21 protein-coding genes are annotated in these 23580 nt (G+C 65.3%); 12 read left to right on the top strand and 9 right to left on the bottom strand.

Translation table 11 applies throughout. The features are described 5' to 3' along the window. Nucleotides 1-74: 74 nt before the first annotated feature. Nucleotides 75-470 carry a DUF7079 family protein gene (locus ETC27_RS05620; protein WP_136254013.1) on the bottom strand — a complete coding sequence of 132 codons (396 nt, stop codon included), beginning with the start codon at nucleotides 468-470 and terminating at the stop codon, nucleotides 75-77. Between the two features lie 138 nt (nucleotides 471-608). Here ETC27_RS05620 and fabV point away from each other — a divergent pair, with 138 nt between their 5' ends. The 4 genes from fabV to ETC27_RS05600 all read left to right on the top strand — a co-directional run bounded on the left by fabV (nucleotide 609) and on the right by ETC27_RS05600 (nucleotide 4473). Beyond that, nucleotides 609-1808 (top strand): enoyl-ACP reductase FabV, encoded by a 1200-nt coding sequence (gene fabV / locus ETC27_RS05615; protein WP_136254012.1) that lies wholly within the window; start codon nucleotides 609-611, stop codon nucleotides 1806-1808. 65 nt (nucleotides 1809-1873) lie between these two features. Then, nucleotides 1874-2077 carry a hypothetical protein gene (locus ETC27_RS05610; RefSeq protein WP_136254011.1) on the top strand — a complete coding sequence of 68 codons (204 nt, stop codon included), beginning with the start codon at nucleotides 1874-1876 and terminating at the stop codon, nucleotides 2075-2077. Nucleotides 2078-2276: 199 nt separating this feature from the next. Continuing rightward, the gene (locus ETC27_RS05605) at nucleotides 2277-3254 is read left to right on the top strand and encodes a GlxA family transcriptional regulator (RefSeq protein ID WP_205742692.1); all 978 of its coding nucleotides are present in this window, start codon (nucleotides 2277-2279) and stop codon (nucleotides 3252-3254) included. A gap of 187 nt (nucleotides 3255-3441) precedes the next feature. Then, nucleotides 3442-4473 carry an aldo/keto reductase gene (locus ETC27_RS05600; protein WP_205742691.1) on the top strand — a complete coding sequence of 344 codons (1032 nt, stop codon included), beginning with the start codon at nucleotides 3442-3444 and terminating at the stop codon, nucleotides 4471-4473. A gap of 38 nt (nucleotides 4474-4511) precedes the next feature. Here the strand turns inward: ETC27_RS05600 and ETC27_RS05595 are convergent, their stop codons facing one another. After that, entirely contained in the window at nucleotides 4512-5444 is a 933-nt protein-coding gene (locus ETC27_RS05595) for a LysR family transcriptional regulator (RefSeq protein WP_136254010.1), read from the bottom strand. Between the two features lie 254 nt (nucleotides 5445-5698). Here ETC27_RS05595 and rluF point away from each other — a divergent pair, with 254 nt between their 5' ends. Continuing rightward, the gene (rluF, locus tag ETC27_RS05590) at nucleotides 5699-6913 is read left to right on the top strand and encodes a 23S rRNA pseudouridine(2604) synthase RluF (protein ID WP_136254009.1); all 1215 of its coding nucleotides are present in this window, start codon (nucleotides 5699-5701) and stop codon (nucleotides 6911-6913) included. On the opposite strand, the gene ETC27_RS05585 is transcribed toward rluF, so the two are convergent. The 6 genes from ETC27_RS05585 to ETC27_RS05560 all read right to left on the bottom strand — a co-directional run bounded on the left by ETC27_RS05585 (nucleotide 6893) and on the right by ETC27_RS05560 (nucleotide 13676). Continuing rightward, nucleotides 6893-7525 carry a class I SAM-dependent methyltransferase gene (locus tag ETC27_RS05585; RefSeq protein WP_136254008.1) on the bottom strand — a complete coding sequence of 211 codons (633 nt, stop codon included), beginning with the start codon at nucleotides 7523-7525 and terminating at the stop codon, nucleotides 6893-6895. The genes rluF and ETC27_RS05585 overlap by 21 nt on opposite strands. Before the next feature lie 43 nt (nucleotides 7526-7568). Next, nucleotides 7569-8459, bottom strand: a complete 891-nt coding sequence (locus ETC27_RS05580) for an ABC transporter ATP-binding protein (protein WP_136254007.1) — start codon at nucleotides 8457-8459, stop codon at nucleotides 7569-7571. Further along, complete coding sequence (locus ETC27_RS05575) at nucleotides 8456-9595, bottom strand: FecCD family ABC transporter permease (protein ID WP_136254006.1); 1140 nt, start codon at nucleotides 9593-9595, stop codon at nucleotides 8456-8458. Before ETC27_RS05575 ends, ETC27_RS05580 begins: the two co-directional genes overlap by 4 nt. Nucleotides 9596-9657: 62 nt before the next feature. After that, nucleotides 9658-10641 carry a FecCD family ABC transporter permease gene (locus ETC27_RS05570; protein WP_136254216.1) on the bottom strand — a complete coding sequence of 328 codons (984 nt, stop codon included), beginning with the start codon at nucleotides 10639-10641 and terminating at the stop codon, nucleotides 9658-9660. Between the two features lie 104 nt (nucleotides 10642-10745). Next, nucleotides 10746-11678 (bottom strand): ABC transporter substrate-binding protein, encoded by a 933-nt coding sequence (locus ETC27_RS05565; RefSeq protein WP_240724816.1) that lies wholly within the window; start codon nucleotides 11676-11678, stop codon nucleotides 10746-10748. A 51-nt stretch (nucleotides 11679-11729) separates the two neighbouring features. Beyond that, nucleotides 11730-13676 (bottom strand): ligand-gated channel protein, encoded by a 1947-nt coding sequence (locus tag ETC27_RS05560; RefSeq protein WP_136254005.1) that lies wholly within the window; start codon nucleotides 13674-13676, stop codon nucleotides 11730-11732. A 134-nt stretch (nucleotides 13677-13810) separates the two neighbouring features. Between ETC27_RS05560 and ETC27_RS05555 the strand changes: the two genes are divergently transcribed. After that, nucleotides 13811-14734 (top strand): LysR family transcriptional regulator, encoded by a 924-nt coding sequence (locus ETC27_RS05555; protein ID WP_136254004.1) that lies wholly within the window; start codon nucleotides 13811-13813, stop codon nucleotides 14732-14734. A 13-nt stretch (nucleotides 14735-14747) separates the two neighbouring features. Here ETC27_RS05555 and ETC27_RS05550 read toward each other — a convergent pair whose 3' ends face one another. Then, a complete protein-coding gene (locus tag ETC27_RS05550) occupies nucleotides 14748-15542 on the bottom strand; it encodes an SDR family NAD(P)-dependent oxidoreductase (protein ID WP_136254003.1) in 795 nt (264 codons plus the stop codon). A gap of 318 nt (nucleotides 15543-15860) precedes the next feature. Here ETC27_RS05550 and ETC27_RS05545 point away from each other — a divergent pair, with 318 nt between their 5' ends. The 6 genes from ETC27_RS05545 to zapE all read left to right on the top strand — a co-directional run bounded on the left by ETC27_RS05545 (nucleotide 15861) and on the right by zapE (nucleotide 23565). Next, entirely contained in the window at nucleotides 15861-17075 is a 1215-nt protein-coding gene (locus ETC27_RS05545) for an aspartate aminotransferase family protein (protein ID WP_136254002.1), read from the top strand. Nucleotides 17076-17140: 65 nt separating this feature from the next. After that, nucleotides 17141-18205 (top strand): arginine N-succinyltransferase, encoded by a 1065-nt coding sequence (locus ETC27_RS05540; protein ID WP_136254001.1) that lies wholly within the window; start codon nucleotides 17141-17143, stop codon nucleotides 18203-18205. Then, on the top strand, nucleotides 18205-19257 hold the full coding sequence (gene astA, locus ETC27_RS05535) for an arginine N-succinyltransferase (RefSeq protein WP_136254000.1): 1053 nt from the start codon (nucleotides 18205-18207) through the stop codon (nucleotides 19255-19257). The genes ETC27_RS05540 and astA overlap by 1 nt, the downstream gene beginning before the upstream one ends. 112 nt (nucleotides 19258-19369) lie before the next feature. Next, nucleotides 19370-20839 carry a succinylglutamate-semialdehyde dehydrogenase gene (gene astD / locus ETC27_RS05530; protein WP_136253999.1) on the top strand — a complete coding sequence of 490 codons (1470 nt, stop codon included), beginning with the start codon at nucleotides 19370-19372 and terminating at the stop codon, nucleotides 20837-20839. A 20-nt stretch (nucleotides 20840-20859) separates the two neighbouring features. Further along, on the top strand, nucleotides 20860-22209 hold the full coding sequence (gene astB / locus ETC27_RS05525) for an N-succinylarginine dihydrolase (protein WP_136254214.1): 1350 nt from the start codon (nucleotides 20860-20862) through the stop codon (nucleotides 22207-22209). Nucleotides 22210-22386: 177 nt separating this feature from the next. Then, nucleotides 22387-23565, top strand: a complete 1179-nt coding sequence (zapE, locus tag ETC27_RS05520; RefSeq protein ID WP_136253998.1) for a cell division protein ZapE — start codon at nucleotides 22387-22389, stop codon at nucleotides 23563-23565. Nucleotides 23566-23580 lie beyond the last annotated feature (15 nt).

The raw sequence follows: 23580 nt of genomic DNA, 5'->3' as shown, positions 1-23580 counted from the left end.
GAAGCACTCATGCCAATGCCCTCATGCCCATGCTCTCGGCACCCAGTGCCCGGGCCGACAAGGGACGGCATCGGTCACGACTGCTTCGGGGCTTCGCCGCGTTCCACCATCACGCGCATCATCAGCTCATTCCAGCGGTGGCGGGTCATCATGGTCGTCAGCCCCGAGAACAGCATCCACATCTTCCTGCGCCAGCCGCTGAGCCGCTGATAGTGGGCGACCAGTTGGGCCACCAGCTGGCGGTCGTTGAAGCGACGCCATTCGCCGGCCACCGACAGTTGGTGGCGCGCCAGCACCGGTGCCAGTTCCAGGCGAAATATCCACTCCAGCTCCTGAAGTGTCAGATCATGGCGCTCGATTTCCTCGACCATGCGGGTGTAGTCGCTTTCGCGCGGCTCGCGTTCGAGCCACAGCGGGGCCAGGGCGAGCCATAGCTCGGCGCGCATGTCGACCAGGGTTTGCGTGTCCATGGCTATCCTCTAGGTTGAGGTAGGCATCTTCGGTGATGGGCGCGGCCGACTCAAGGGGCGGACACTCGCGCGTCGAGCCGCTAGAATGTCGCCACTGTCATTTTGAAACTTCTTTTTTACCGACTGTCGAGGTTGCCTGTGATCATCAAACCCAAGGTTCGCGGTTTCATCTGCACCACCACCCACCCCGTCGGCTGCCAGCAGAACGTTCTCGAGCAGATCGAAGCCACCAAGGCGCGTGGTCTGGACAAGGCGAGCGGACCCAAGAAGGTGTTGGTGATCGGGGCATCCAGCGGCTATGGCTTGGCGGCCCGCATCACCTCGGCCTTCGGCTACGGTGCCGACACCCTGGGGGTATTCTTCGAGAAGCCCGGCACCGAGAAAAAGCCCGGCACCGCTGGCTGGTACAACTCGGCGGCCTTCGACAGGTACGCCAAGCAGGAAGGGCTGTACAGCAAGTCGATCAACGGCGACGCCTTCTCCCATGAGGCCCGCGACAAGGCCATCGAACTGATCAAGCAGGACATGGGGCAGGTCGACCTGGTGGTCTATTCACTGGCATCCCCGGTGCGCAAGCTGCCGGACTCGGGTGAGATGAAGCGCTCAGTGCTCAAGCCAATAGGCGAGACCTACCGCGCCACTGCCATCGACACCAACAAGGACGCCATCATCGAGGCCGAGGTCGAACCGGCCAACGAGCAGGAAATCCAGGACACCATCACCGTGATGGGCGGTGAGGACTGGGAGCTGTGGATGAACGCCCTCGACGAGGAGGGTGTGCTGGCGCCGGGTGCCAAGAGCGTGGCCTTTAGCTACATTGGCACCGAGATCACCTGGCCGATCTACTGGCACGGGGCGCTGGGCAAGGCCAAGGAAGACCTGGACCGAGCTGCTCACGCCATCGATACCAAGCTCAAGGCGACCGACGGCAGCGCCAACGTGGCCGTGCTCAAGTCCGTGGTGACCCAGGCCAGCGCCGCCATCCCGGTCATGCCGCTCTACATCGCCATGGTCTATAAGGTGATGAAGGAACAGGGCCTGCACGAGGGCACCATCGATCAGCTCAATCGTCTCTATGGCGAGGCGCTCTATTCAGGCGCCCCGGCGGCCACCGATGACGCAGGACGCCTGCGCCTGGACGACTGGGAGCTGCGCGACGATGTCCAGCAAGCCTGCCAGGACCTTTGGCCACAGGTGACCACCGAGAATCTCTTCGACATTACCGACTATGCTGGGTACAAGCATGAGTTCCTCAAGCTGTTCGGCTTCGAGCGTCGCGATGTCGACTATGACGCCGATGTGGATACTGTTGCCGATTTTGATGTCGTAAACCTATAGGAGGCTGTCGGCGCCCTACTTGATGGTCTCTGCTGTCAATGACTCAGCAATCGCGGAGGTGCGTGATGGATACACGAACCAGTAAGGATTCCGAGGAAGAGCTTCAGCATTTCAAGGAGGTCAGCCAGCCCGAGGATTTCAACGACCCGGAGCCTGATGCCGATCAGCCCGAGGCTCGGGAGCCCGACCAAGGCCTTCACTGGATGCTGCCTGTCGTGGTGGGTCTGGTGTTGGTGGCGGGCGTGGCCTTCGTGCTGTTGAAAGTCTGAGTGGCGAGGGCGCCACTTGTCGTACCCTATCTGTTCTGACGGCCGCCTTCTGGCGGTCGTTGTCTTCCGGGCGCCCGTCCCAGGTCGGGCGTTTTTCATGCTGGCACCGCGAGTTTCATCCTCGCTCCGCGAAGCTGTCGGCGCAGCGTCGATGCCCTATGATGTGTTTCCCGCGCTAGCTGAATGATGGCGACTCTCGATGCCTGATCTACTTCTCGAGTCTTTGGCTCACACGCCGCCACGCCAGGTGGGGGTGCTGCTTTTGCCCGGTTTTTCGCTGCTGGCCCAGGCTTGTGCGCTGGAGCCGCTGGCGGTAGCCAGCCAGATGGCCGGCCGGCGACTCTATGCGCCGGTCGCCTTCAGCCTCGATGGCCGGGCAGTGACCAGTGCCGCCGAGATGTCGCTGTCGCCCTCGCTGGGTGCCGGTGATGACGACCGGGACCTTGATCTGCTGCTGGTCTGTGGCCCCAGTCCCCTGGTGGCTGCGCTGCCGGCAAGCCTCGTTGACTGGCTCAAGCGCCTCGCGGGCCGTGGCGTGGTGCTGGGCGGCATCGCCGGCGGTGCCGAGGTACTGGCCACGGCCGGGGTGCTCGATGGTTACCGGGCGACCCTGCCCTGGCAGCGGGTCGAGGTCGTGGGGCAGGACCATCCGCGTATCAACCTCTCCCCGCAGCTCTTCGAGATCGACCGTGACCGGCTGACCTGTGGGGGCGGGACCTCGGCCATGGACATGGTGATGACCCTGATCGGCATGCACCACGGCCAGCGCCTGGCCGAGAAGGTGTCCGAGCATTTCGTCTGTGAGCGCATCCGCATGGCCGACGAGCCCCAGCATGTGCCGTTGCGCTCACGGCTCGGCCATGCCCCGCAGAGCCTGATCGATGCCGTGTCGCTGATGGAAGCCAATATCGAGGAGCCACTGACCACCCACGAGCTGGCCGAGCACCTGGGCATCTCGCGGCGTCAGCTCGAGCGGCTGTACAAGAAGTACCTGCAGACGGTGCCAAGTCGCTATTACCTGGACCTGCGCCTGCAGGAGGCTCGCAAGCTGCTGCGTGAGAGCGATCGCGCAGTGGGCGATATCGCCCTGCAGACCGGTTTCTCCTCCGGTGCCCACTTCTCCACCGCTTATCGCAACCATTTCGGCATGACGCCCCGGGAAGAGCGGTTGAGCTGATCGTCATCGCTTTACGATTGGCGAGCATCAGACCCAGGGTTGGCCATGCATGCCAGCCAGATGTGGTTGATGGGCGGCGGTGATGGGGCAATGGTGATGCTTTTAAGGTATTGCCAATTCGGCAATTCCCGCCCCGACGCGTTCGCGCCATGCTGTGCCTCGACACTCCATCAGGACGAGGTAATGCATGACAACGCCCACCGTTTCTCCTTCCCCGCTGCCCCTGCGTGAACTCGGCCAGGGCCTACGCGTTTCCAGCATGGGCTATGGCGCCATGGGGCTCAGCGAGTTCTATGGTGCCACCGATGAGGCCAATGCCCTGGCCATCCTGCACGAGGTTGTCGAGTCCGGCGTTACCTTGATCGATACCGCCGACATGTACGGTCGCGGCCACAATGAGCGCTTGATCGGTGAATTGCTGGCGTCACCCCGCGCCAGTGCCGGGCTGGCGGAGCTCAAGGTGGCCACCAAATGTGGCATCGACCGGCCGGCTGACGCCCGCTATGCCCGCGGCATCAACAACCGCCCCGAGTACATCCGCGCCTGCTGCGAGGCTTCCCTCAAGCGCCTCGGCGTCGAGCGCCTGGATCTGTATTACCTGCATCGTGTCGATCCGGCCGCGGACATCACCGAGACCATGGGTGTCATGCAGCAGCTCGTAGCCGAGGGCAAGGTGGCGCATGTCGGGCTATGCGAGGTTTCGGCCGCTACCCTCAAGCGGGCTCATGAGGTCCACCCGGTGACGGCCCTGCAGACCGAATACTCCCTGTGGACCCGCGACATCGAGGCCGAGATCCTGCCCACGGTCGAGGCGCTCGACATCGGCCTGGTGGCCTATTCGCCGCTGGGGCGGGGGTTCCTGACCGGGCGCATCGCGTCGAAGCAGGACCTGGCCGAGGATGACTTCCGCCGCCACAACCCGCGTTTTCAGGACGACTGCATGGCTCACAACCGGGCGCTCTTGAGCAGCGTCGAGGCCATTGCTCGGCGCCATTCGGCGACCCCGGGCCAGGTCGCGCTTGCCTGGCTGCTCGGCAAGTACGCGCGTCTGGTGCCTATTCCCGGCACGCGCCGCTCGCGCTATCTGAAGGAAAATCTCGGCGCCCTGTCGCTCGGCCTGACCCCGCAAGAGGTCCACGAGCTGGAGGCCGTGATGCGGCCCGAGCGGATTCAGGGCGAGCGCTATACCGCCGAGGGCATGAAGGGGGTCAATGCCTAGTCGTCGGCCCTGGCTCTGACCCGGGTACCAGGCCTGGCTCAGGTGACACGATAGCGGGCATGCTCGACCCGGCATGACAAGGCCTCGATCAGCTCTCGCACCCGCTGACGTTGTTCACCGTCGCGCCAGACCAGATGAATATCGATGGCCAGGCGGCGCTGCAGGGTTGGTGGTAGTTCGCGATACACCACGCCGACGCGGCTTGCGGCGAGCATCGAGGTGGGCAGCAGGGCAAGCCCCTCGCCGTTGGCGATCCTGGCCAGCAGCGTGATGTGGTCCGCCGGCTCGGCCAGGCGCGGTGGTTGGTAGTCAACGGCGCTGAACACCGCCTCGCAGCGATCGAAGAAGGCCGGGTTATCCGGGCGCGGGAACCAGTAGAGAGGGGTGTCGGCAATGTCCGGCAGGTCGATGACGTCGTGTATCGCGGCCGGATGCTGGGCCGGCAGCGCGACGACCAGCGGGTCGGTGGCGATATGGGTGATGCCTAGCCCTGCCGGCAGCCGCTCGAACTCCCCGACGACGGCCAGATCGATCTGCGAGGCGGCCAGGCGCTCGATCAGGTGTTTCGAGTAGTCATGCTCCAGCCGCGCCTGTTGGTGGCTTCTCGCCTGGGTCAGTGTCTTGTGCAGGGCGGGGAACTGGCTGAAGTCGAGCACGCTGGTGAGGCCGATGCGGATATCCCGGATCTCTTCCTGATGGGCGAGGCGGGTGGCCACAGCGGCCTCCAGCTGGTTCAGCAGGCACTCGGCCTCGACCAGAAAGGCCTGGCCGGCGCCGGTCAGGGCGACCCGGTGCGTGTCACGATCGATCAGGCGGGTGCGCAGCAGCGTTTCCAGTGCATGGACCTGTCTCGACAGCGGTGGTTGGGACATGTTCAGGCGCTGGGCGGCGCGGCGGAAATTGAGCTCCTGGGCCACGGCCACGAAGCACTGCAGCTGCTTGACGGTAGGCAAGCGAGGGGAAGGGGGCATGACATAAGCCTGGTGGGTCGAGGAGCCTGCTGGCGAGCGGGACGTTTACCTGCGGAATTAACTATCAAGAACAGGACGGCGGCTCTGGCGGCTACGATTATAGCAACCATGATCGCGCGTACTAGCCCACCGCCACTGGGCGCGGGCGGCCCAGGGCGCTACCATTGGCCGACATTCATTCGTGCAGGAAGCGGCGATGGCGCGAGATGCGCCTTGAGCGCCGCGTCATGCCTCGGCTACCCACGGTTTTCTCCATGGCATTCGATCAACGCGATATTCGCCTCAACAAGTTCATCAGCGAGACCGGCATCGTGTCGCGTCGCGAGGCCGACCGGCTGATCGAAGAGGGGGCGGTGAAGGTCAATGGCCGTCGTGCCGAGATGGGCATGCGGGTGACCGATGCCGACCGGGTGACGGTGCGCGGCAAGCCGCTGCGGGCCAAGCCTCGGCCGGTCTATCTGCTCTATAACAAGCCGGTCGGGGTGACCTGCACCACTGATCCCGCCGACCCCACCAACATTGTCGATGCGGTCAATTATCCCGAGCGTATCTTCCCCATCGGGCGGCTCGACAAGCCCTCTCAGGGCCTGATCCTGTTGACCAATGACGGCGATATCGTCAACAAGATCCTGCGCGCCGGCAACGCCCACGAGAAGGAATATCAGGTGCGGGTCGATCGCCCGATCGATCAGGCCTTCATCGAGCGCATGGGCGCGGGTATTCCGATACTCGGCACCATGACCCAGCCCTGCCCGGTCCGCCAGACCGGGCCCAACAGCTTCACCATCGTGTTGACCCAGGGGCTCAATCGCCAGATACGTCGCATGACCGAGTACCTGGGCTATGAGGTCACCTACCTCAAGCGCGTGCGGCTGATGAATATTCATCTGGCCGGCTTGTCATCCGGCCAATGGCGCGAGCTTGGCGCCGATGAGATGGCGACGCTTGACGCCATGCTGGGTGATTCGCGCAAGACCGAAGACGCCTCCTTGCCCAAGCGCAAGGCACGCACCGGCACTAGAGGGACCGGCAAACCAGGCGGCGCCAAGTCAGGAGCCGGGGCATCAGGCGCGGGCAAGTCAGGCGCCAAACGCACCGCCGGGGCGGGGCCGCGTAAGCCAGGTACGGCTAAGCCGGGGCAGGGCAAGTCGAGTGAGGGCAAGCCCGCCGCTAAGCCCAAGCGAGCGATCAAGCAGGCCTCCGGCGCCGGTAAACCTGGTCAGTCTAATTCTGGCCAAGCCAAGCCCGGACAAGCCAAGTCCGGTCAGGCCAAGCCCGTTAAAGGCAGGGGCGGACAAGGAAAGCCCAGCCAGGTTGTCTCGGGTAACGGCAAACCCAGTGGCAAAGGCGGTCAGGGCAAGGGCAGTCAAGGAAAGCAGGCTGGCAAGCAGGGCGGCAAGCAAGGTGGTAAACCCGCCGGCAAGGGCGGCGGCAAGCCTGCACGCCACTCACCGCGCGGGCGCTCCTGACTTTCTTGCCAGCAGGGCGCGAAACAGCTCGCCCATCATCGCCGGCTCGTCATTCTCGATGGTAAAGCCTGCGTCTTGCAGCAGCGGCCTGGCCTGACGGGTGATGTCGGTGGCGATGGCGCTGGTCGCCAGGTTCAGGGTTCGCCGCCCAAGGCCCGCCGGGCGGCTATCGGGCTGAAACTTGTCCAGCACACATAGTTGGCCCTCGTCGGCGAGTACCCGGTGAGCCTCGCGCAGGCCCTGTTCGGGGTGCGGCATGACCGCGAGGATCAGATGCATGATCACCACATCGAAGTGGCCATCCGGGTAGTCGAGATGCTCGGCATCCATGACCCGGGCGCTGGCATCAAAGCCCAGTCGATCCGAGCGTGTCTGAAAGCGCCGCACCATGGCCGGGGCGAGATCGGTACCATGCAATTCGATACTGCGCGGCAACCAAGGGAGGTCGAGTCCGGTACCCGCCCCGACAATCAGCACCCGCTGACCGGCTTGCCATCCCACTGCGTCGAGTGCCTGGCGCCTTGCGCGACGAAAGGCGCGGTCGGCCACCAGGTCATAGACCGGTGCATAGAGGCTATAGCGCCAGCGGTTCCAGCCGGTGGTGTTGAACATGGCGCCTCCCCCTTGACCCTTTTTTCTCGACCCCTGCCTGGCATCATGCGCCAGACACGCAAGCCTGAGAAGAGGCCTGCATGCCGTTGTCTGCGTTTGGTGTAGCGGCGCGGCGCATATTGGCGAGTATCGGGCTGCCGGTAACGGGGTCACTGAGCAACGTGCAGTCGATGCCGTAGAGCTCGCGTAGCAACGCCGTGGTGACCACGTCCTTCGGGCGGCCTTCGGCGATGATGCGTCCGGCCTGCATGGCCACTAGATGATCGGCGAAGCGACAGGCACTATCCAGATCATGCACCACGATGACGACTGTCTTGCCGGCGGCGGCGAGGCTGCGTACCAGTTCGAAGACCTCAAGCTGATGGCCAAGGTCCAGCGCCGAGGTGGGCTCATCGAGCAGCAGCAGCGGCGTCTGCTGGGCGATCGCCATGGCGATCCAGGCGCGCTGACGTTGCCCGCCGGACATGGCATCCAGGGTTCGGTCGGCCAGTGCCGTGAGGTTGGCTGCCGCCAGCGCCGACTCGACCACGCGTGCATCCTCTCTGGACCACTGTTGCAAGAAGCCCTGATGCGGTTGGCGGCCGAAGCGGATCAGTTCGGCAACGGTCAGCCCTTCGGGGGCATGGGTTTCCTGGGGCAGCAGCGCCAGGCGACGGGCCAGTTCCTTGGCCGGTATATGCTGGATGTCCTGGCCGTCCAGGTGCACCGCGCCTCGTCTGGGAGCATGCAACCGGGCGAGGCCGGCCAACAGGGTCGACTTGCCGCAGCCATTGGGGCCGACGATGGCCGTGACCTGGCCGGCCGGCAGGCTGATGTTAAGCCCTTCGATGACCGAGTGCTGGCTCTTGCCGCGGCCAGCATTCCCATGTCCATAGCCGAGCTCGAGGTCATGCGCGCTTAGCGGGGCGGATGTTGGATGGTGTGTGGGCATCATGGGACCTTCCTGGTGGGGCGTAGCAGTATCCATAGCAGTACGGGGCCGCCGATCACGGCGGTGACGATGCCAACCGGAATTTCCAGCGGGGCGAGCATCAGGCGGCCGGCAAGATCGGCACTGACCATCACCAATGCACCGGCCAGTGCCGAGCCAACAAGGGGCACGCCCCGCGGTGATGACAGATGACGGGCAAGCTCGGGGCCGATCAGCGCCACCATGCCTACCGGGCCCGCCACTGAGACCGCAAGCGCCGTGAGCGACACCGAAAGCATCAGCGCCCAGCGACGACAGCGCGTCACTTGGATGCCGAGCCCCGCGGCCACGCTGTCGGAGAAGCGCAGGACGTTCAGGGCTTGTGCAATGCGTCGGGACAGCAACAGGCCGATCAGCAGTGACACCTCGAGTACCTTGAGCGATACCGGATCGCGGGCATTCAGGCTGCCCACCGTCCAGGGGTAGGCGGCGTTGGCGGTGTCGATATCGACCCTTGCCAGCATCAGTTGGGTCAGGGCGCCGAACACCGCACCGACGCCGATCCCGGCGACGATAAAGCGATAGCCGCGAGTGCCGATGCCGCCGGCCAGGCCGAAGGTCAGGGCCGTTGCGGTGGCCGCCCCGACAAGTGCCAGTGCCGGCGGCGCGAGGCTGACGCCGAGCCCCACCACCGAGGCCACGGCGAAGGCGGTGGCGCCGTTGTCGATGCCGATGATACCGGGCGTTGCCAGGCGGTTGCGGGCCAGGGTCTGCATCAGGCAGCCAGACAGGGCAAAGGCGCCGCCGGTGGCGATGCCGGCCGCCAGGCGGGGCAGGCGCAGCTCGTGTATCAGGAAGCTATCCATGGCGCTGCCCTGGCCGAACAGGGCGCGGGCGGATGCCAGCGGCGAAAGCGTCACGCTGCCCAAGCACAGCGATAGTGCGCCAAGTATCAGCAGGGCAAGCAGCAGGCCGAGATTGGCGACAAGGGCGCGACGATCAATGAGCAGCGCCGCCTCGTTACCCGCCATGGGCAGGGCGAGTCGCCAGTGGCCGGCCGGCGGTCGGATGACGTCCGCTTGCTGCCGGTGGTCTGCCGACGAACCACTATCGCTCAGGTCGCCAAGGCCTGTGGTCGAAGCGGGTGAACTAGTATCCATGCGTTATCATCATTGCCTGGGTCAGGAATCGGGTGTCATCGAGCGTCATGAGGGGCAGGGCGTCATAGCGTCGGCAGCCGGCGGGAGCGCACTACGGCGATCAGCACCGGAGCGCCGATCAAGGCGGTGATGACCCCCAGTGAAAGCTCCGACGGGGCGACTACCACGCGCGCGACAATATCGGCGGCGATCACCACCATCGGCCCGAGTATTAGTGCCAGCCATAGGGTGCGGCGGATATCCGGGCCGGCGATGGCCCGAGCGGCGAAGGGTACCACCAGGCCGACGAAGGCAATGGGACCGGCCACCGCCGTTGCCGCACCAACCAGCATGGCAACCACGGCGATGGCCAGGAGCCGCACACGCCTTGGGTGATGGCCAAGCCCGACGGCGACTCGTTCGCCAAGTGCCAGTGCCGACAAGGGTCGAGCGATGGTCAGCGTGATGGTCGCGGCCAGCGCAAGGCTTGGCAGAATCGCCTGCAGATCAGCAAGCCTTCGGCCGGCGAGACTGCCGACCAGCCAGAAGCGGATCTCGTCGGCGGCGCGCTGGTCCATCAGCAGCAGCAGAGAGGTCAGGGCGCCGAGCAGGCCGGATAGCACCGCGCCAGTGAGCACCAGGCGAATCGGGTCCTGGCCCACGGCGTTGAGGCGGCTGGCGCCGAGCACGAAGGCACAGCCACACACCGCCCCCAACTGGGCTACCGAAACGCGCAGGGTGGCGGCGCTGGCACCCAGTACCAGGGCGACGGCAATGGCGAAGGCACTGCCGGCGCTGACCCCGAGCAGGCCCGGCTCGGCGAGCGGGTTGCGGGCGACGGCCTGTAGAAGCGCCCCGGCGATGCCCAGCGACGCGCCCACGGCCAGGCCGACCAGAGTGCGTGGTCCACGCAGCTCGGTCATCACGAAGCGCGCTTCATCGCTGCCTGTGGCTGCGCCGATGGGGTGACCGACAAGCGTCGCCAGGGAGGTCAGCGGCCCCACCTCGCCGGCGCCGATTAAAAGGCTTGTCAGGCACAGCAGGGCCAGGGCAGCGATCAACCACATAACGGTGACGGTCAAGGCACGACGACGCTCCCCGCGGGGAGCGCCATCTGCTGGTGTCTGGTTAATGATACCGGGAGCGAGGGAGCCGCCCCTGGGGTGTCGAGTCATGGCAATGCCGCTGTGATGTCATCGAGAATCGCCTCGGCGGCCAGTGGTCCCGAGGCGCTGGTCCAAAGCTGGCCATCCACCGGCACGACATGATCGTTCTTGACGGCTTCCAGCCGAGCGAAGGCCGGCGATGACATGGCGGCGGCCAGGGCGTCGTCGCCCTCGGCATTGAGGGTGGCAAGGAACAGCCAGTCGGCGTCGATGAGCGACAGATTTTCGAGGCTCAGCGGGTCGCTGTGGGGGCGTCCGGCGGGGACGTTCTCGTCTCCCTGTACAGTGAAGCCGCTGGTGCGCAAGAGGCCGGTGGAAAAGAGCTTTGGTGACATCAAGAGGGCTCCCTGGGGCATCCAGCGGGCCAGGCTTGCTGTCGGTGTATTCTCCATCTCCTCACGCAAGGCGGCGGCACGGGCCGCCACGGCCTCAAGCGCTGCCTCGACGGGCGCCTCGCGCCCCAACGCCTTGGCGAAGAAGCGGGCTTCCTGCTTCCAGGCGCCTTCGGAGAAGGCCGGCACATCGGGCACCAGGGTCGGGGCGATCTGCGATAGCAGGCGATACTGCGCCTCGGGTAGCCGTGGCGAGGCGAGGATGATATCGGGCCGTTGGGCGACCACGGCCTCGATATTGGTCTCGCGCGCCGTACCGACGATGTCGATGCCCTGAACGCGGTCGCGCAGGTAGCGGGCGACATCATCGCCGCCGCGGGTGGCGATGGCGGCAAGCGGCATCACGCCGGCGCTGACGGCCGTGTCCAGGGCGCCCTCATAGAGGGTCACCACGCGCTCGGGCTGGCCCTCGACGCTGACCTCGCCGTAGGCAGTGTCCAGCGTTTTTGCCAGGGCCGGTGAGGCCGCGAGCAGCAGGCCTAGGCCGAGCCCTGTGAGCAGGGTGGTCAGGGACTTGGCCTTGTCGTGTCCGATCAATCGCATCATGTCTTTCCTTGGGGGTTCGATGGCGAAGTAGCAGGTATCAGCAATCGATCATCAGAAATCGATGTTCAGGCCCAGCCAGTAGCGGCGGCCGTCTTCGACGTAGCCGTACTCGTCGTAGGTCACGGATTCGTCGAAGAGGTTGTAGACTCCCAGATTGACCTTGGCCTGCTCGGTGAGCTGAAAGCCAAGCCCTGAGTCGACGAAGGCGTAGGAGGGCGCCACGGTGGCATCCTGAGAGGGGCCGGTGTTGGGCTGGCTCTCTTCGCCGCGATAGGTCACGCGGGCCCAGGGCGTCAGGCGCTGCGAGGCCTGCCAGTCAAGCGACAGGGTGGCCAGGTGCTTGGGCAACTGGGTCAGTGGCTCGCCCTCGTACTCGCCGCTTTTCTGCTCGGAATCGGTATAGGTGTAGCTGGCCGTGGCCTCGACGCGCTCGCCAAGGGGCGCGGACAGTGACAGCTCGACGCCGCGGGTGACCGCCTCGTCGACGTTGATGCGATAGGTCGGGTCGGAGCCGAACTGGTTGGGGCCGGCCGTGCAGATAGCATCAGGGCAGGCGATGCGGGTGATCTTGTCCTCGAAGTCGTTATGGAAGACGGTAATGCCCGCATCGAGCCCACCGCGGGTGGAATAGAGCAGACCAAGTTCCTTGTTCAGCGAGGTCTCCGGCTCGAGATCCGGGTTACCGTAGACATTGCCGCCGCGGCTGATCTGCCCCCAGTCGGCGGTGATCTCACGCAGGCTGGGAGAGCGGTAGCCGGTGGATACGCCGCCCTTGAGGGTCCACTGAGGGGTCATGTTCCACACGCTGTAGAGACGCGGACTAATATGGCTGCCGTAGTTTTCGTTGTCGTCCAGGCGCAGGCCGCCGGTGAGCGACCAGTCCCGAGTGAGCATCCACTCGTCTTCTGCAAACACCGCCCACTGCGAGGTCTCGATCTCGTTTCGGTCGGAGATCTGGTTGGAGCTGTCATCGGAGAGTGATTCCTCCTCATAGCTGGCCCCGAGCGTCAGGATATGATCCATCAACGGCACCACCAGACTCGATTTCGCGGTGGTATTGATGATTTCCATCTCGCGCGCCTCGTTCTCGCTGACCTCGCGCTGGATGAAGGAGTCGCTGGTGCCGATATCGAAGCGGCCGCTGTGGCTCAGGGCGAGATGCTCACGGGTATAGTTGGCATAGGAATCCGTGCATTCGCCGCGACAGCCTTCGCTGGGGGCGGAGCTGCCCACATTGGCTTCGCGCGTCTGTTCCGAGCGGCCGGCCTCGAGCGTGAGATCATGGTCCTCGCTCGCGGTGAGCGACAGGCGGGCAGTGAGGCTTTGCAGATCGCTTTCGGCATGGCCGTTGACGATCTCGTCCTCATCGCGGGAACTGGTCTGGCCGAAGACCTGAAGGCCCAGCAGCCCAGGCGCCAGCGGGCCGCTGACATAGAGATTGGTCTGCTGACTGTTGCCTGAGGCACTGTCTTCCTGGATGACGGTTTGCGTCTGCAGGTTGCCGTGCCAGTCTTTGGCGACCTTACGGGTGATGACGTTGATGACCCCGCCGATGGCGTCCGAGCCATAGAGGGTCGACATGGGGCCGCGTATCACCTCGACACGTTCGATGGCAGAAAGCGGCGGCAGCCAACCCTGTTCGATGCCGGGGCCGTCGCTGTTGGGGCGCGACTCGCGACTGCTTTGTGGCTTACCGTCGACCAGCAGCAGGGTATACTCGGCGGGCATGCCGCGCAGACTGATGTCCTCGGAAGCGCCACTGCCGGTGACAATGACCCCGGGCACGTCGCGCAGCGCATCGGTGATGTCCCGATAGTAGCGCTCTTCCATATCCTCGCGTGTCAGCACGCTGATCGAGGCCGGCGCATTTTTGGTCTGCTGTTCGTACCCGGCCGCCGTGACGACCACATCGTCCAGTGCTACCTGATCAGCCTGTGCCATGGTGCCAAACCCGGCCATCGCGAGGCCGAGTAGCGTCTTGCGAGAATGAAGTGCCATCTTGTTTCGCGCCCCTGTTAATGCGAATCCTTGTGATTTGCATTATTCCACGCTATCGGGTCAGATGTCCTGCGACGCCGCGTTGCAGCTTCTGCAACGCCTGCCTACGAGAAACGGAAGAAAAGGTGGCCGATATGTATGATTTCGATCAGTTGGCGGCCTTTGCGGCGGTCATGGAAGACGGAAACCTCGCCCGGAGTGCCGCGCGGCTAGGGGTATCCAAGTCGACCCTTAGCCGACGCATCCATCAGCTGGAAGAACACCTGGGCCAGCCGTTACTGCGTCGCCAGGCCAATCGCATGATCGCCACCGAGGCCGGGCAGCTATTTCTGCGCTATTGCCATCAGCTCCAGCAGTTGGCCCGGCAAGGACACCAGGCGCTGGATGAGCTCAAGGAAGCGGTCAGCGGCGAGATCACCGTTCACGTGCATAGCATCCTGACGCGTAGCTGGTTCGCACCCTGCGCTGAGACGTTCCTGGCGCGCTATCCAGGCGTTGCGTTGGACGTGCGGACGCAGTTTGCCGTGCCAACAGCGGATGGTGATCGGGGGCTCTGCCTGTGGTTGGGTGCCGTGCCGGATTGTGGCCTGCGTCAGGAAACTCTGGGGCGGTTGAGTCGTGGCCTCTACGCCCACCCGGATTATCTGGCGCGCCGTGGCGAGCCGGCTCACCCCCGTGAGCTTGCCGGGCATGACTGGGTGGACCTGTCAGGCGATAGCGAGGAAGGGCTCGATCTTCATCATGAGCGTGAAGGCATCGTCGATGTCACGCCGTCGCCGTCGCGACTGAGAGTCGATCAGTACGTCATGCATATCGATGCCATCGCCCGAGGGAGGGGGCTTGGGGTGTTGCCGGACTGGTTGGTCGAACGACGCGCTAAGGCACATCCCGGTGATCTGGTGCCCTGCCTTGAAGACTGGCGGCCGCCGGACCTGCCGGTGACGCTACTCTACCCTTATGGCCCCCAGTCCCGGCGTATCGCCAGCCTTTTGGCCATGCTGCGCGAGTCGGTCCCGCCGGCATGGCAGCGGGACCGATATCGCACCATCAACGCCTGATGGCGAGAGGCGATCAGGCCATGGTGTCGACGATGCCGCCTTCTACCTTCAGCGCGGCGCCGGTGGTGGCGCTGGCCTGGGGCGAGGCCGCATAGACGCTCATGTTGGCGACCTCTTCCGGGGTGGCCAGGCGCTGGATGATCGAGGAAGGGCGGTTCTCCTGCACGAAGCGGGCTTCCATTTCCTGCTGCGAGATACCCGCCTCATCGGCGGCCTGCTTGATCATGTCGAGCACGCCTTCGGAGCGGGTCGGCCCCGGCAGGATGGCGTTGACGGTGACGTTGGTGCCGGCGAGCACCTTGGCAAGCCCGCGGGAGATCGACTGCACGGCGCTCTTGGTCATGCCGTAGTGGACCATTTCGCTTGGAATGTTCAGCGCCGATTCGCTGGACAGGAACTGGATGCGACCCCAATCGCGATCACGCATGCCCTTGGCATAGTGGCGCGACAGACGCACCGCGCTCATCACGTTGACGTCGAAGAACTGCTGCCAGGTCTCATCGTCGGTCTCGAAGAAGTCCTGTGGCCCGAAGATGCCGACGTTGTTGATCAGGATGTCGGTGTCGGGCTTGGCGGCGATCAGCGCCTGGCAACCTTCCGCGGTGCCGAGATCCGCGGCGACTCCCGATATGCTGGCCTGGGGATACGCCTCCTGAAGGCTCGAGATGGCCTCGTCGACCCGGGCCTGAGTACGCCCGGTGATCACCACCGCCGCACCGGCGTCGGCGAGACCCTGCGCGATGGCGTAGCCGATGCCGGCGGTAGAACCGGTGACAATGGCATGCTTGCCGGATAGATCGATATGCATGTGGCAGACTCCTTGTTGAGTTGAGGCCCTGACGGGCGGATCAAGCATCCCTGACGGAATCGAATGGGAATTTTTAGCGTGCTAATAAGAATGGGGCATTCACCGCATTCTTCAAGGGGCCTCTTGAGGACAGGATGCCAGGCAGCGCCTGCGCCCCCAGCCCGCGGGAGGGCTTTTTCTGGCATCGGCAAGGGGGTTCACTTGCTCGACAGTCTCCCGCCGCTTTTCATAATTCACCGTCCCATCGCTGAAAGCCTTGCATGACGAGCCCCCCGTATACTCTTTCAATACCCAGATCCCAAAAGGATGGAACAGATCATGACCTATACCCCGAGCCGTAGCGATTTCGACCACTACATGACGCCGAACTACGCGCCTCAGCAGGTGATTCCGGTACGCGGCGAGGGGAGCCGGCTGTGGGACCAGGACGGTCGCGAGTACATCGATCTCGCTGGCGGCATCGCCGTCAATGCCCTCGGCCACTGCCACCCGGTGCTGGTCGATGCCCTCAAGGACCAGGCCGACAAGGTCTGGCACCTGGCCAACATCTACACCAATGAACCGGCCCTGAAGCTTGCCAAGACCCTCACCGAGCGTACCTTCGCCGACAAGGTGTTCCTGTGCTCCTCCGGGGGCGAGGCCAACGAGGCGGCGCTCAAGCTGGCGCGCCGCTGGGCCTACAACGAGCATGGCGAGCACAAGGACAAGATCATCTCCTTCCGCCAGTCGTTCCATGGCCGTACCTTCTTCACCGTCAGCGTCGGTGGCCAGCCCAAGTACTCCCAGGGCTTCGGGCCGGTGCCGGGCGGCATCCTGCACGCCGAGTTCAACGATCTCGAGGCGGTGCGTGAACTGATGGGCGACGACACCTGCGCGGTGATGGTCGAGCCGATGCAGGGCGAGGGCGGCATCCTGCCGGCCACCCAGGAGTTCCTCGAGGGGCTGCGGGCGCTGTGCGACGAGCACCAGGCGCTCTTGATCTTCGACGAGGTGCAGACCGGCGTCGGCCGCAGCGGCTCGCTGTACGCCTACATGGAATACGGCGTGACCCCAGACATCCTGACCAGCGCCAAGTCGCTGGGCGGCGGCTTCCCGGTCGGCGCCATGCTGACCACCGATGCCATCGCCCCGGCGCTGGGCATCGGCACTCACGGCTCCACCTACGGCGGCAACGCCCTGGCCTCCGCCGTGGCGCTGGCCGCCGTCGAGTTCATCGACACCCCCGAGGTGCTCGAGGGCGTCAAGCGTCGCCACGCGCTGATCCGCGAGCTGCTTGAGGAGATCAATCAGAAGTACGGCGTGTTCCAGGAAGTGCGCGGCATGGGCATGCTGATGGGCGCCCAGATGTCCCCCGCCTATGAAGGCCGCGCCAAGGAAATCCTGCCGCTGGCCATCGAAGAGGGTCTGATGGCGCTGATCGCCGGGCCTAACGTGTTGCGCCTGGCGCCGTCGCTGGTGATTCCCGAGGACGACATCCGCGAGGGCATGGCGCGCCTCGAGCGGGCCATTGCCAAGCTCGTCGCCCAGGCATGAGCGTGACCATGACGGCCTCCGCTCTCGGTTCAGCTCCCACTCATGGTTCAGATGGAGGACAGCCCATGCTGGTCGTTCGCCCTGCGAGATCATCGGATCTGCCGGCGCTCGAGCGCCTGGCCGGCACCGCCACGCCGCGCCTGACCAATCTGCCGGCCCACCGCGACCGTCTCGAGGAGCGCATCACCCGCTCCCAGCGTTCCTTCGGTCGTGTGGTCGACTTTCCCGAGGACGAGCACTACACCTTCGTGCTCGAGGACCGGGAGCGCGGCGAGGTGGTGGGCACCGCCACCATTCGCGCTCAGGCCGGTGCGGTGGATGCCTACTACACCTACCGTCAGGAAACCCTGATTCACGCCTCGCAGCAGCTCAATGTGCGCCGCGAGGTGCAGACCCTGTCGCTGTCTCATGAGGTCTCCGAGGCGTCGCTTTTGTGCGCGCTGTCGCTGGACCCGCGCTACAAGGGCACCAGCGCCGAGAGCCTCTTGCGCCGGGCGCGACTGATGTTCATCGCCCAGTATCCGGAACGCTTCGCCGATCTATTGGCGGTGGCCTTCCCGGGCTTCCTCGATGAGGCGGGCGAGTCGCCGTTCTGGGCAAGCGTTGGTCAGCACTTCTTCCAGCGCGGCTATCAGGAGATCAACCATATCGCCGGCGTGCGCTCGAAGAGCTTCATTGCCGAGGTGATGCCGCAGTTCCCGCTCTATCTGCCGCTGCTCACGCCCCCGGCGCGGGCCGCCATCGGCCGCGAGCACCCGGACCACGAAGTGGCGCTCGAGGAGATGCTGGCCGAGGGCTTCGTGCGCAGCCGCCACGTTGATATCTTCGATGCCGGTCCGGTGATCAAGGGTGAACGTGACCGTCTCGAAACCTTCCGCCGCGCCAGTTGGCATCCGGTGCGTATTCGCCCGGCGAGCTCGCTGCCCGATGCGGAGCCGGCGATGATCGCCAACCAGAAGCTCGGTGATTTTCGCTGTGTGGTGGCTCGCTATGCGTTGTCGCCTACCGGTCAGTTGATGCTCTCGCCCGAGCACGCCGAGATCCTCGGCGTCGAGGAAGGCCGCGCCGTGCTGGCCGCGCCGCTGTCGCTGCCCGACGCCATCGATGCCCTCGACGAAGGAGAACTGTGATGCGCATTCGTCCGATTGCCCGAGGCGACCTGGACGGCCTGCAGGCCCTCTCTCGACAGACCGGCGTTGGTTTTACCTCGCTGCCTGACAACCGCGATTTCCTGGCCAGCAAGATCGAGTCGGCGGCGCGCGCCTTCGAGGAACGCACCCCGGTCGATGATCGCCTGTACTTCTTCGTGCTGGAAGACGAGGAAAACGGCGAGCTGGCTGGTTGCTGCGCCATCGAGGCCCAGGTAGGGCGCGAGGTGCCGTTCTATCACTACCGGCTCGGCACCCTGGCGCATTCCTCGGTGCAGCTCGACCTGCACCGCACCATCGACACCCTGTTCCTGAGCTCGGATCACACCGGTGATGCCGAGGTGGCCTCGCTGTTCCTGCGCCAGGAGTATCGCGGCGCGGATCGTCGCCACGAACGCAACGGCGCCCTGTTGTCCAAGGCGCGCTGGCTGTTCATGGCGCAGTTCCGCGATCGCTTCCCGGACAAGGTGCTGGCCGAGATGCGCGGCGTCTTCAACGAGGAAGGCGTGAGCCCCTTCTGGGAGAACCTGGGCAGTCATTTCTTTCCGCTCAATTTCAACCAGGCCGACCGTCTGACGGGCCTGGGCCAGAAGAGCTTCATCGGCGAGCTGATGCCCAAGTTCCCGATCTACACCACCTTCCTTTCCGAAGAGGCGCAGGCCTGCATCGGCGAAGTGCACGAGCACACTCGTCCGGCGCTCGAGATGCTCAAGAAGGAAGGGCTGCGCTGGGAAGGCTATATCGACATCTTCGATGCCGGCCCCACCGTCGAGGCCTATATCGATGACGTGCGCGCGGTGCGCAACTCCCGGCTCTGCCAGGTCGAGGTGAGTGCCGAGATCGCGTCCGATGCCCCGAGCGAACGTGACGGCCACGAGCGTCCCGAGTGGCTGGTCTCGACCACCGCCATGGTCGGTTTCTGTGCCTGCTGGTTGGGCCGTGGCCCCGAGGGCGAGATCATCACCCTGAACGAGGCCGAGGCTCATCGCCTGGGCGTCGTCGCCGGCGACACCGTGCGGGTGCTCGGCACCTGAACCGCCGACGGCGGATAACCCTTCTCGACCGGGCGCCACGGCAGTGTCGCGCGCCCGGTTCGTCACCCACTTCGCGAGCGCGGCGGCCCCGCCGCGCCGAGGGAGAGATTTCATGTACGCCAAGCAGCAACTCCTGATCGGCGGTACCTGGCTCGATGGCGAGGCCGAGGGCTTCGTCAAGATCGATCCGGTATCACACGACACCCTCTGGCAGGCCGGCAGCGCCAGTGCCGAGCAGGTCGGCGCCGCGGTCGATGCCGCCCGCGCCGCCTTCCCGGCCTGGGCCCGCATGCCCTTCGCCGAGCGCCAGGCGCTGATCGAGCGCTTCCGTGACGTGCTCGATAGCCGCCGTGAAGCGCTTGCCACCGCCATCGCCCAGGAAACCGGCAAGCCGCTCTGGGAGGCCAGAACCGAGGTCGGCGCCATGATCGGCAAGGTCGCGCTGTCGGTTTCCGCCTATCACGAGCGCACCGGTGAACGCAGCAAGGATGTCAACGGCACCACCGCGGTGCTGCGCCATCGCCCCCATGGCGTGCTGGCGGTCTTCGGTCCCTACAACTTCCCCGGCCACCTGCCCAATGGGCATATGGTGCCCGCGCTGCTGGCCGGCAACTGCGTGGTCTTCAAACCGAGCGAGCAGACTCCGCTGACCGCCGACCTGACGCTGCAGTGCTGGCGCGAGGCCGGCCTGCCGGACGGCGTGATCAACCTGGTACAGGGCGCTGCCCCAGTCGGTCAGGCGCTCTCCGCGCATCCCGGCATTGATGGTTTGCTGTTCACCGGCAGCGCCAAGGTCGGCGGCATCCTGCAGCGCCAGTTCGCGGATCAGCTCGACAAGATCCTGGCCCTGGAGCTCGGCGGCAACAACCCGCTGGTGGTCAAGGACGTGCCTGATCAGGACGCCGCGGTGCTGGCCATCCTGCAGTCGGCGTTTCTTTCCGGCGGTCAGCGCTGCACCTGCGCGCGCCGCCTGATCGTGCCGGAGGGCCCGGTCGGCGATCGCCTGATCGAATCGCTGGTCACGGCCATGGCCAAGCTGCGAGTGGCCGGTCAGTTCAGCGAGGACGCGCCCTTCTACGGCGGCCTGGTCAGTGTCGAGGCCGCCGACGGCCTGCTCAAGGCTCAGGACGAGCTGGAAACCATGGGCGGCCAGGTACTTGCACGTATGCAACGCCTGGAAGAGAACACCAGCCTGCTGTCGCCGGCGTTGATCGACGTCACCGGCATCGCCGTGCCCGACGAGGAACACTTCGGCCCGCTGCTCAAGGTCTATCGCTACGGCGACTGGGACGAGGCGATCGCGCTTGCCAACGACACCCGCTACGGCCTCTCCGCCGGCCTGATCGGCGGCGAGCGCGATGACTGGGACGACTTCCTGCTGCGTATCCGCGCCGGCATCGTCAACTGGAACCGCCAGACCACCGGCGCCTCCGGCGATGCCCCCTTCGGCGGGGTGGGCGACAGCGGCAACCATCGCCCCAGTGCCTACTATGCAGCGGATTACTGCGCCTATCCGGTCGCCTCCATGGAGGCCGAGAGCCTGGTGCTGCCCGAGACAATGCCGGCGGGGGTGCACTTGTGAGCGAGTCTGTGAGCGATACGATGAACGCGGCCGACGTGCGCGAAGTGAACTTCGATGGACTGGTCGGGCCGACCCACAACTATTCGGGGCTGGCTCACGGCAACGTGGCCTCGATGAGCCACGGCGGCCTGGTCTCCAATCCCCGGGAAGGCGCCCTGCAAGGCCTCGCCAAGATGAAGTCGCTGATGGATGCGGGCTATGCTCAGGGTGTGTTGCCGCCCCAGCAGCGCCCGGATATTGGCGCCCTGCGTGAACTGGGCTTCAGCGGCAGCGATGGCGAGGTGCTTGCCCGGGCCGCCAAAGAAGCGCCGCAGCTGCTGCGCGCGGTGTGCTCGGCCTCCAGCATGTGGACCGCCAATGCCGGCACCGTGACGCCGAGCGTCGATGCGTCGGACGGCCGGGTGCACTTCACCCCGGCCAACCTGCAGTCGAGCTTCCACCGCTACCTGGAGCCGCAGACCACCGGCCGGGTGCTGGCGGCGATGTTCAAGCACGATGACCACTTCGCCCATCATCCGGTACTGCCGGCGACCCCCGCCTTCTCCGATGAAGGCGCGGCCAACCACACTCGGCTTTGCGGCGCCTACGGCGAGCCCGGCGTGCATCTCTTCGTCTATGGTCGCCAGGCCTTCGGCGGCGATGGGATCGAGCCCAAACGCTATCCGGCCCGCCAGACCCTGGAGGCCAGCCAGGCCGTCGCTCGCCAGCACGGCCTGACGGATGACCAGACAGTGTTCGCCCAGCAGCACCCGGGCGCCATCGACGCCGGCGTCTTCCACAACGACGTGATCGCGGTAGGCAATGGCCCTGTGCTGCTTTACCACGCCAAGGCCTTCCGCGATGAAGAAGGCACCCTGGACGAGCTGCGCGCCAAGATGGCCACGCCCTTGATCCCGGTGCGGGTGCCAGAAGAGGCGGTCAGCCTCGAGGACGCGGTAGGCTCGTATCTGTTCAACTCGCAGCTGCTTTCGAACCCGGATGGCTCGATGACCCTGGTGGTCCCCGGCGAATGCCAGGAGAACGAGGCCGTGTGGCGCACCATTCAGGATCTGCTGATCGCCGGCGCGAACCCGATCAATGAGGTGCTGGTCAAGGACGTCAAGCAGAGCATGCGCAACGGCGGTGGCCCCGCCTGCCTGCGCCTGCGGGTGGCACTCAGTGACGCCGAGCGGGCCGCCGTGACCGGCCGGGTGCTGCTCAACGACGGCCTCTACGGCGATCTCACCGCCTGGGTCGAGCGCCACTATCGCGACCGCCTGGCGGTGGAGGATCTCGCCGACCCGCAGCTGGCCGTCGAGACCCTCACCGCCCTGGATGAGCTGACGAGGATTCTTGAGATCGGCTCGGTGTATCCCTTCCAGCTGGACTGATAGATAGGCCAGTGCGCTGATGCGTCTGCGCGATGCGCCCTCGTTGACCTGTCCGGTTGGCGAGGGCGTTTTTTGTACCCCAAGGCTCGGTCCTTTTACCTTGCCACTTTTTAACGTTACCCGGGGCTGGCACAGTAACGCCCTAATGATCGTTCACTCAGCCACTCGGGCTCGCCCATGACGTCGTTTTCCCCCCTGTCACCGCTTGGCGCCTATGAACATGCCCTTGAGCAGGGCTTTGTCGAAGATGACGCCCAGCGCCGGGCCGCACAGGCGCTGGAGGCCTGTGTCGCGGCGCTTAGGGAGACAGGTGCTCAACAGCGTGAGACAGGGCACCGAGAGGACGTTAGCGCCTCGGCCGGCGGCCTCTATCTGTGGGGGCCGGTGGGGCGCGGCAAGACCTGGCTGATGGATCGCTTCGTTGACTGTCTCGACGTTCCGGTACGCCGTCAGCATTTTCATCATTTCATGCGCTGGGTGCATCGGCGCCAGTTCCAGCTGATGGGTACCGCGGATCCTTTGGGCCAGCTGGCGTCCGAGCTCGCGAGTGAGGTGCGGGTGCTGTGCCTGGATGAGCTTTACGTCAACGACATCGCCGATGCCATGCTGCTCAGGGGCGTGCTGATGGCGCTGTTCGACGAGGGCGTGATGCTGGTCACCACCTCCAATCAGGCGCCGGACGAGCTTTACGCCGACGGCTTCAATCGCGAGCGTTTTCTGCCGGCGATCGCCGCCCTCAAGGCGCATCTCGAGGTGCTTCACCTCGACGGTGGTCAAGACCATCGCCAGCACCCGGGCGAGGCACATGAGCGCTATTGGGTCGTCGAGCCCGCTACACCAAGTCCCCTGGCGGCGGTTTTCGAGGCACTGACGGCGGAGCAGGCCACTACGGCGGCGCCCATCACCCTGGGGCACCGTGCGCTAGAGATCGAGCGGCGGGGAGAAGACGTGCTCTGGTGTCGGTATGCCGCGCTTTGCGAAGCGCCGCTGTCGGCGCTGGACTTCATTGGCCTGTGCGACCACTTTCAGGCCATCTTGCTGGACGAGGTGCCAAGCCTGGGCGGGGAGCCGGAGGACGCGCGCATTGCCCGCGGCACCGAGGATGGGGAGGAACGGGTGGTCGCCGGCGACCGGGCGCTGCCCGCGTTGTCTCCCCAAGATGACGGGGTGCGCCGCTTCATCGCCCTGGTCGATGAATGTTACGACCGCGGCATTCCCCTCTACCTTGCTGCCCGGGTGCCCCTCGATGCGCTGTATTCCAAGGGGCACCTGGCCTTTCCCTTCCGGCGCAGCTTGAGCCGCCTTCAGGAAATGCAGCTTAGCCGCTTCGGCAGCCAGGCGGCTGCCGGCTGCTGAATCGCGACCCGTACT

It is taken from the genome of Onishia niordana (assembly GCF_004798965.1).
Classification (GTDB): domain Bacteria; phylum Pseudomonadota; class Gammaproteobacteria; order Pseudomonadales; family Halomonadaceae; genus Onishia; species Onishia niordana.
The sequence above is the reverse complement of the archived record's forward strand: the minus strand, read 5'-3'. Positions and strand labels throughout refer to the sequence as shown.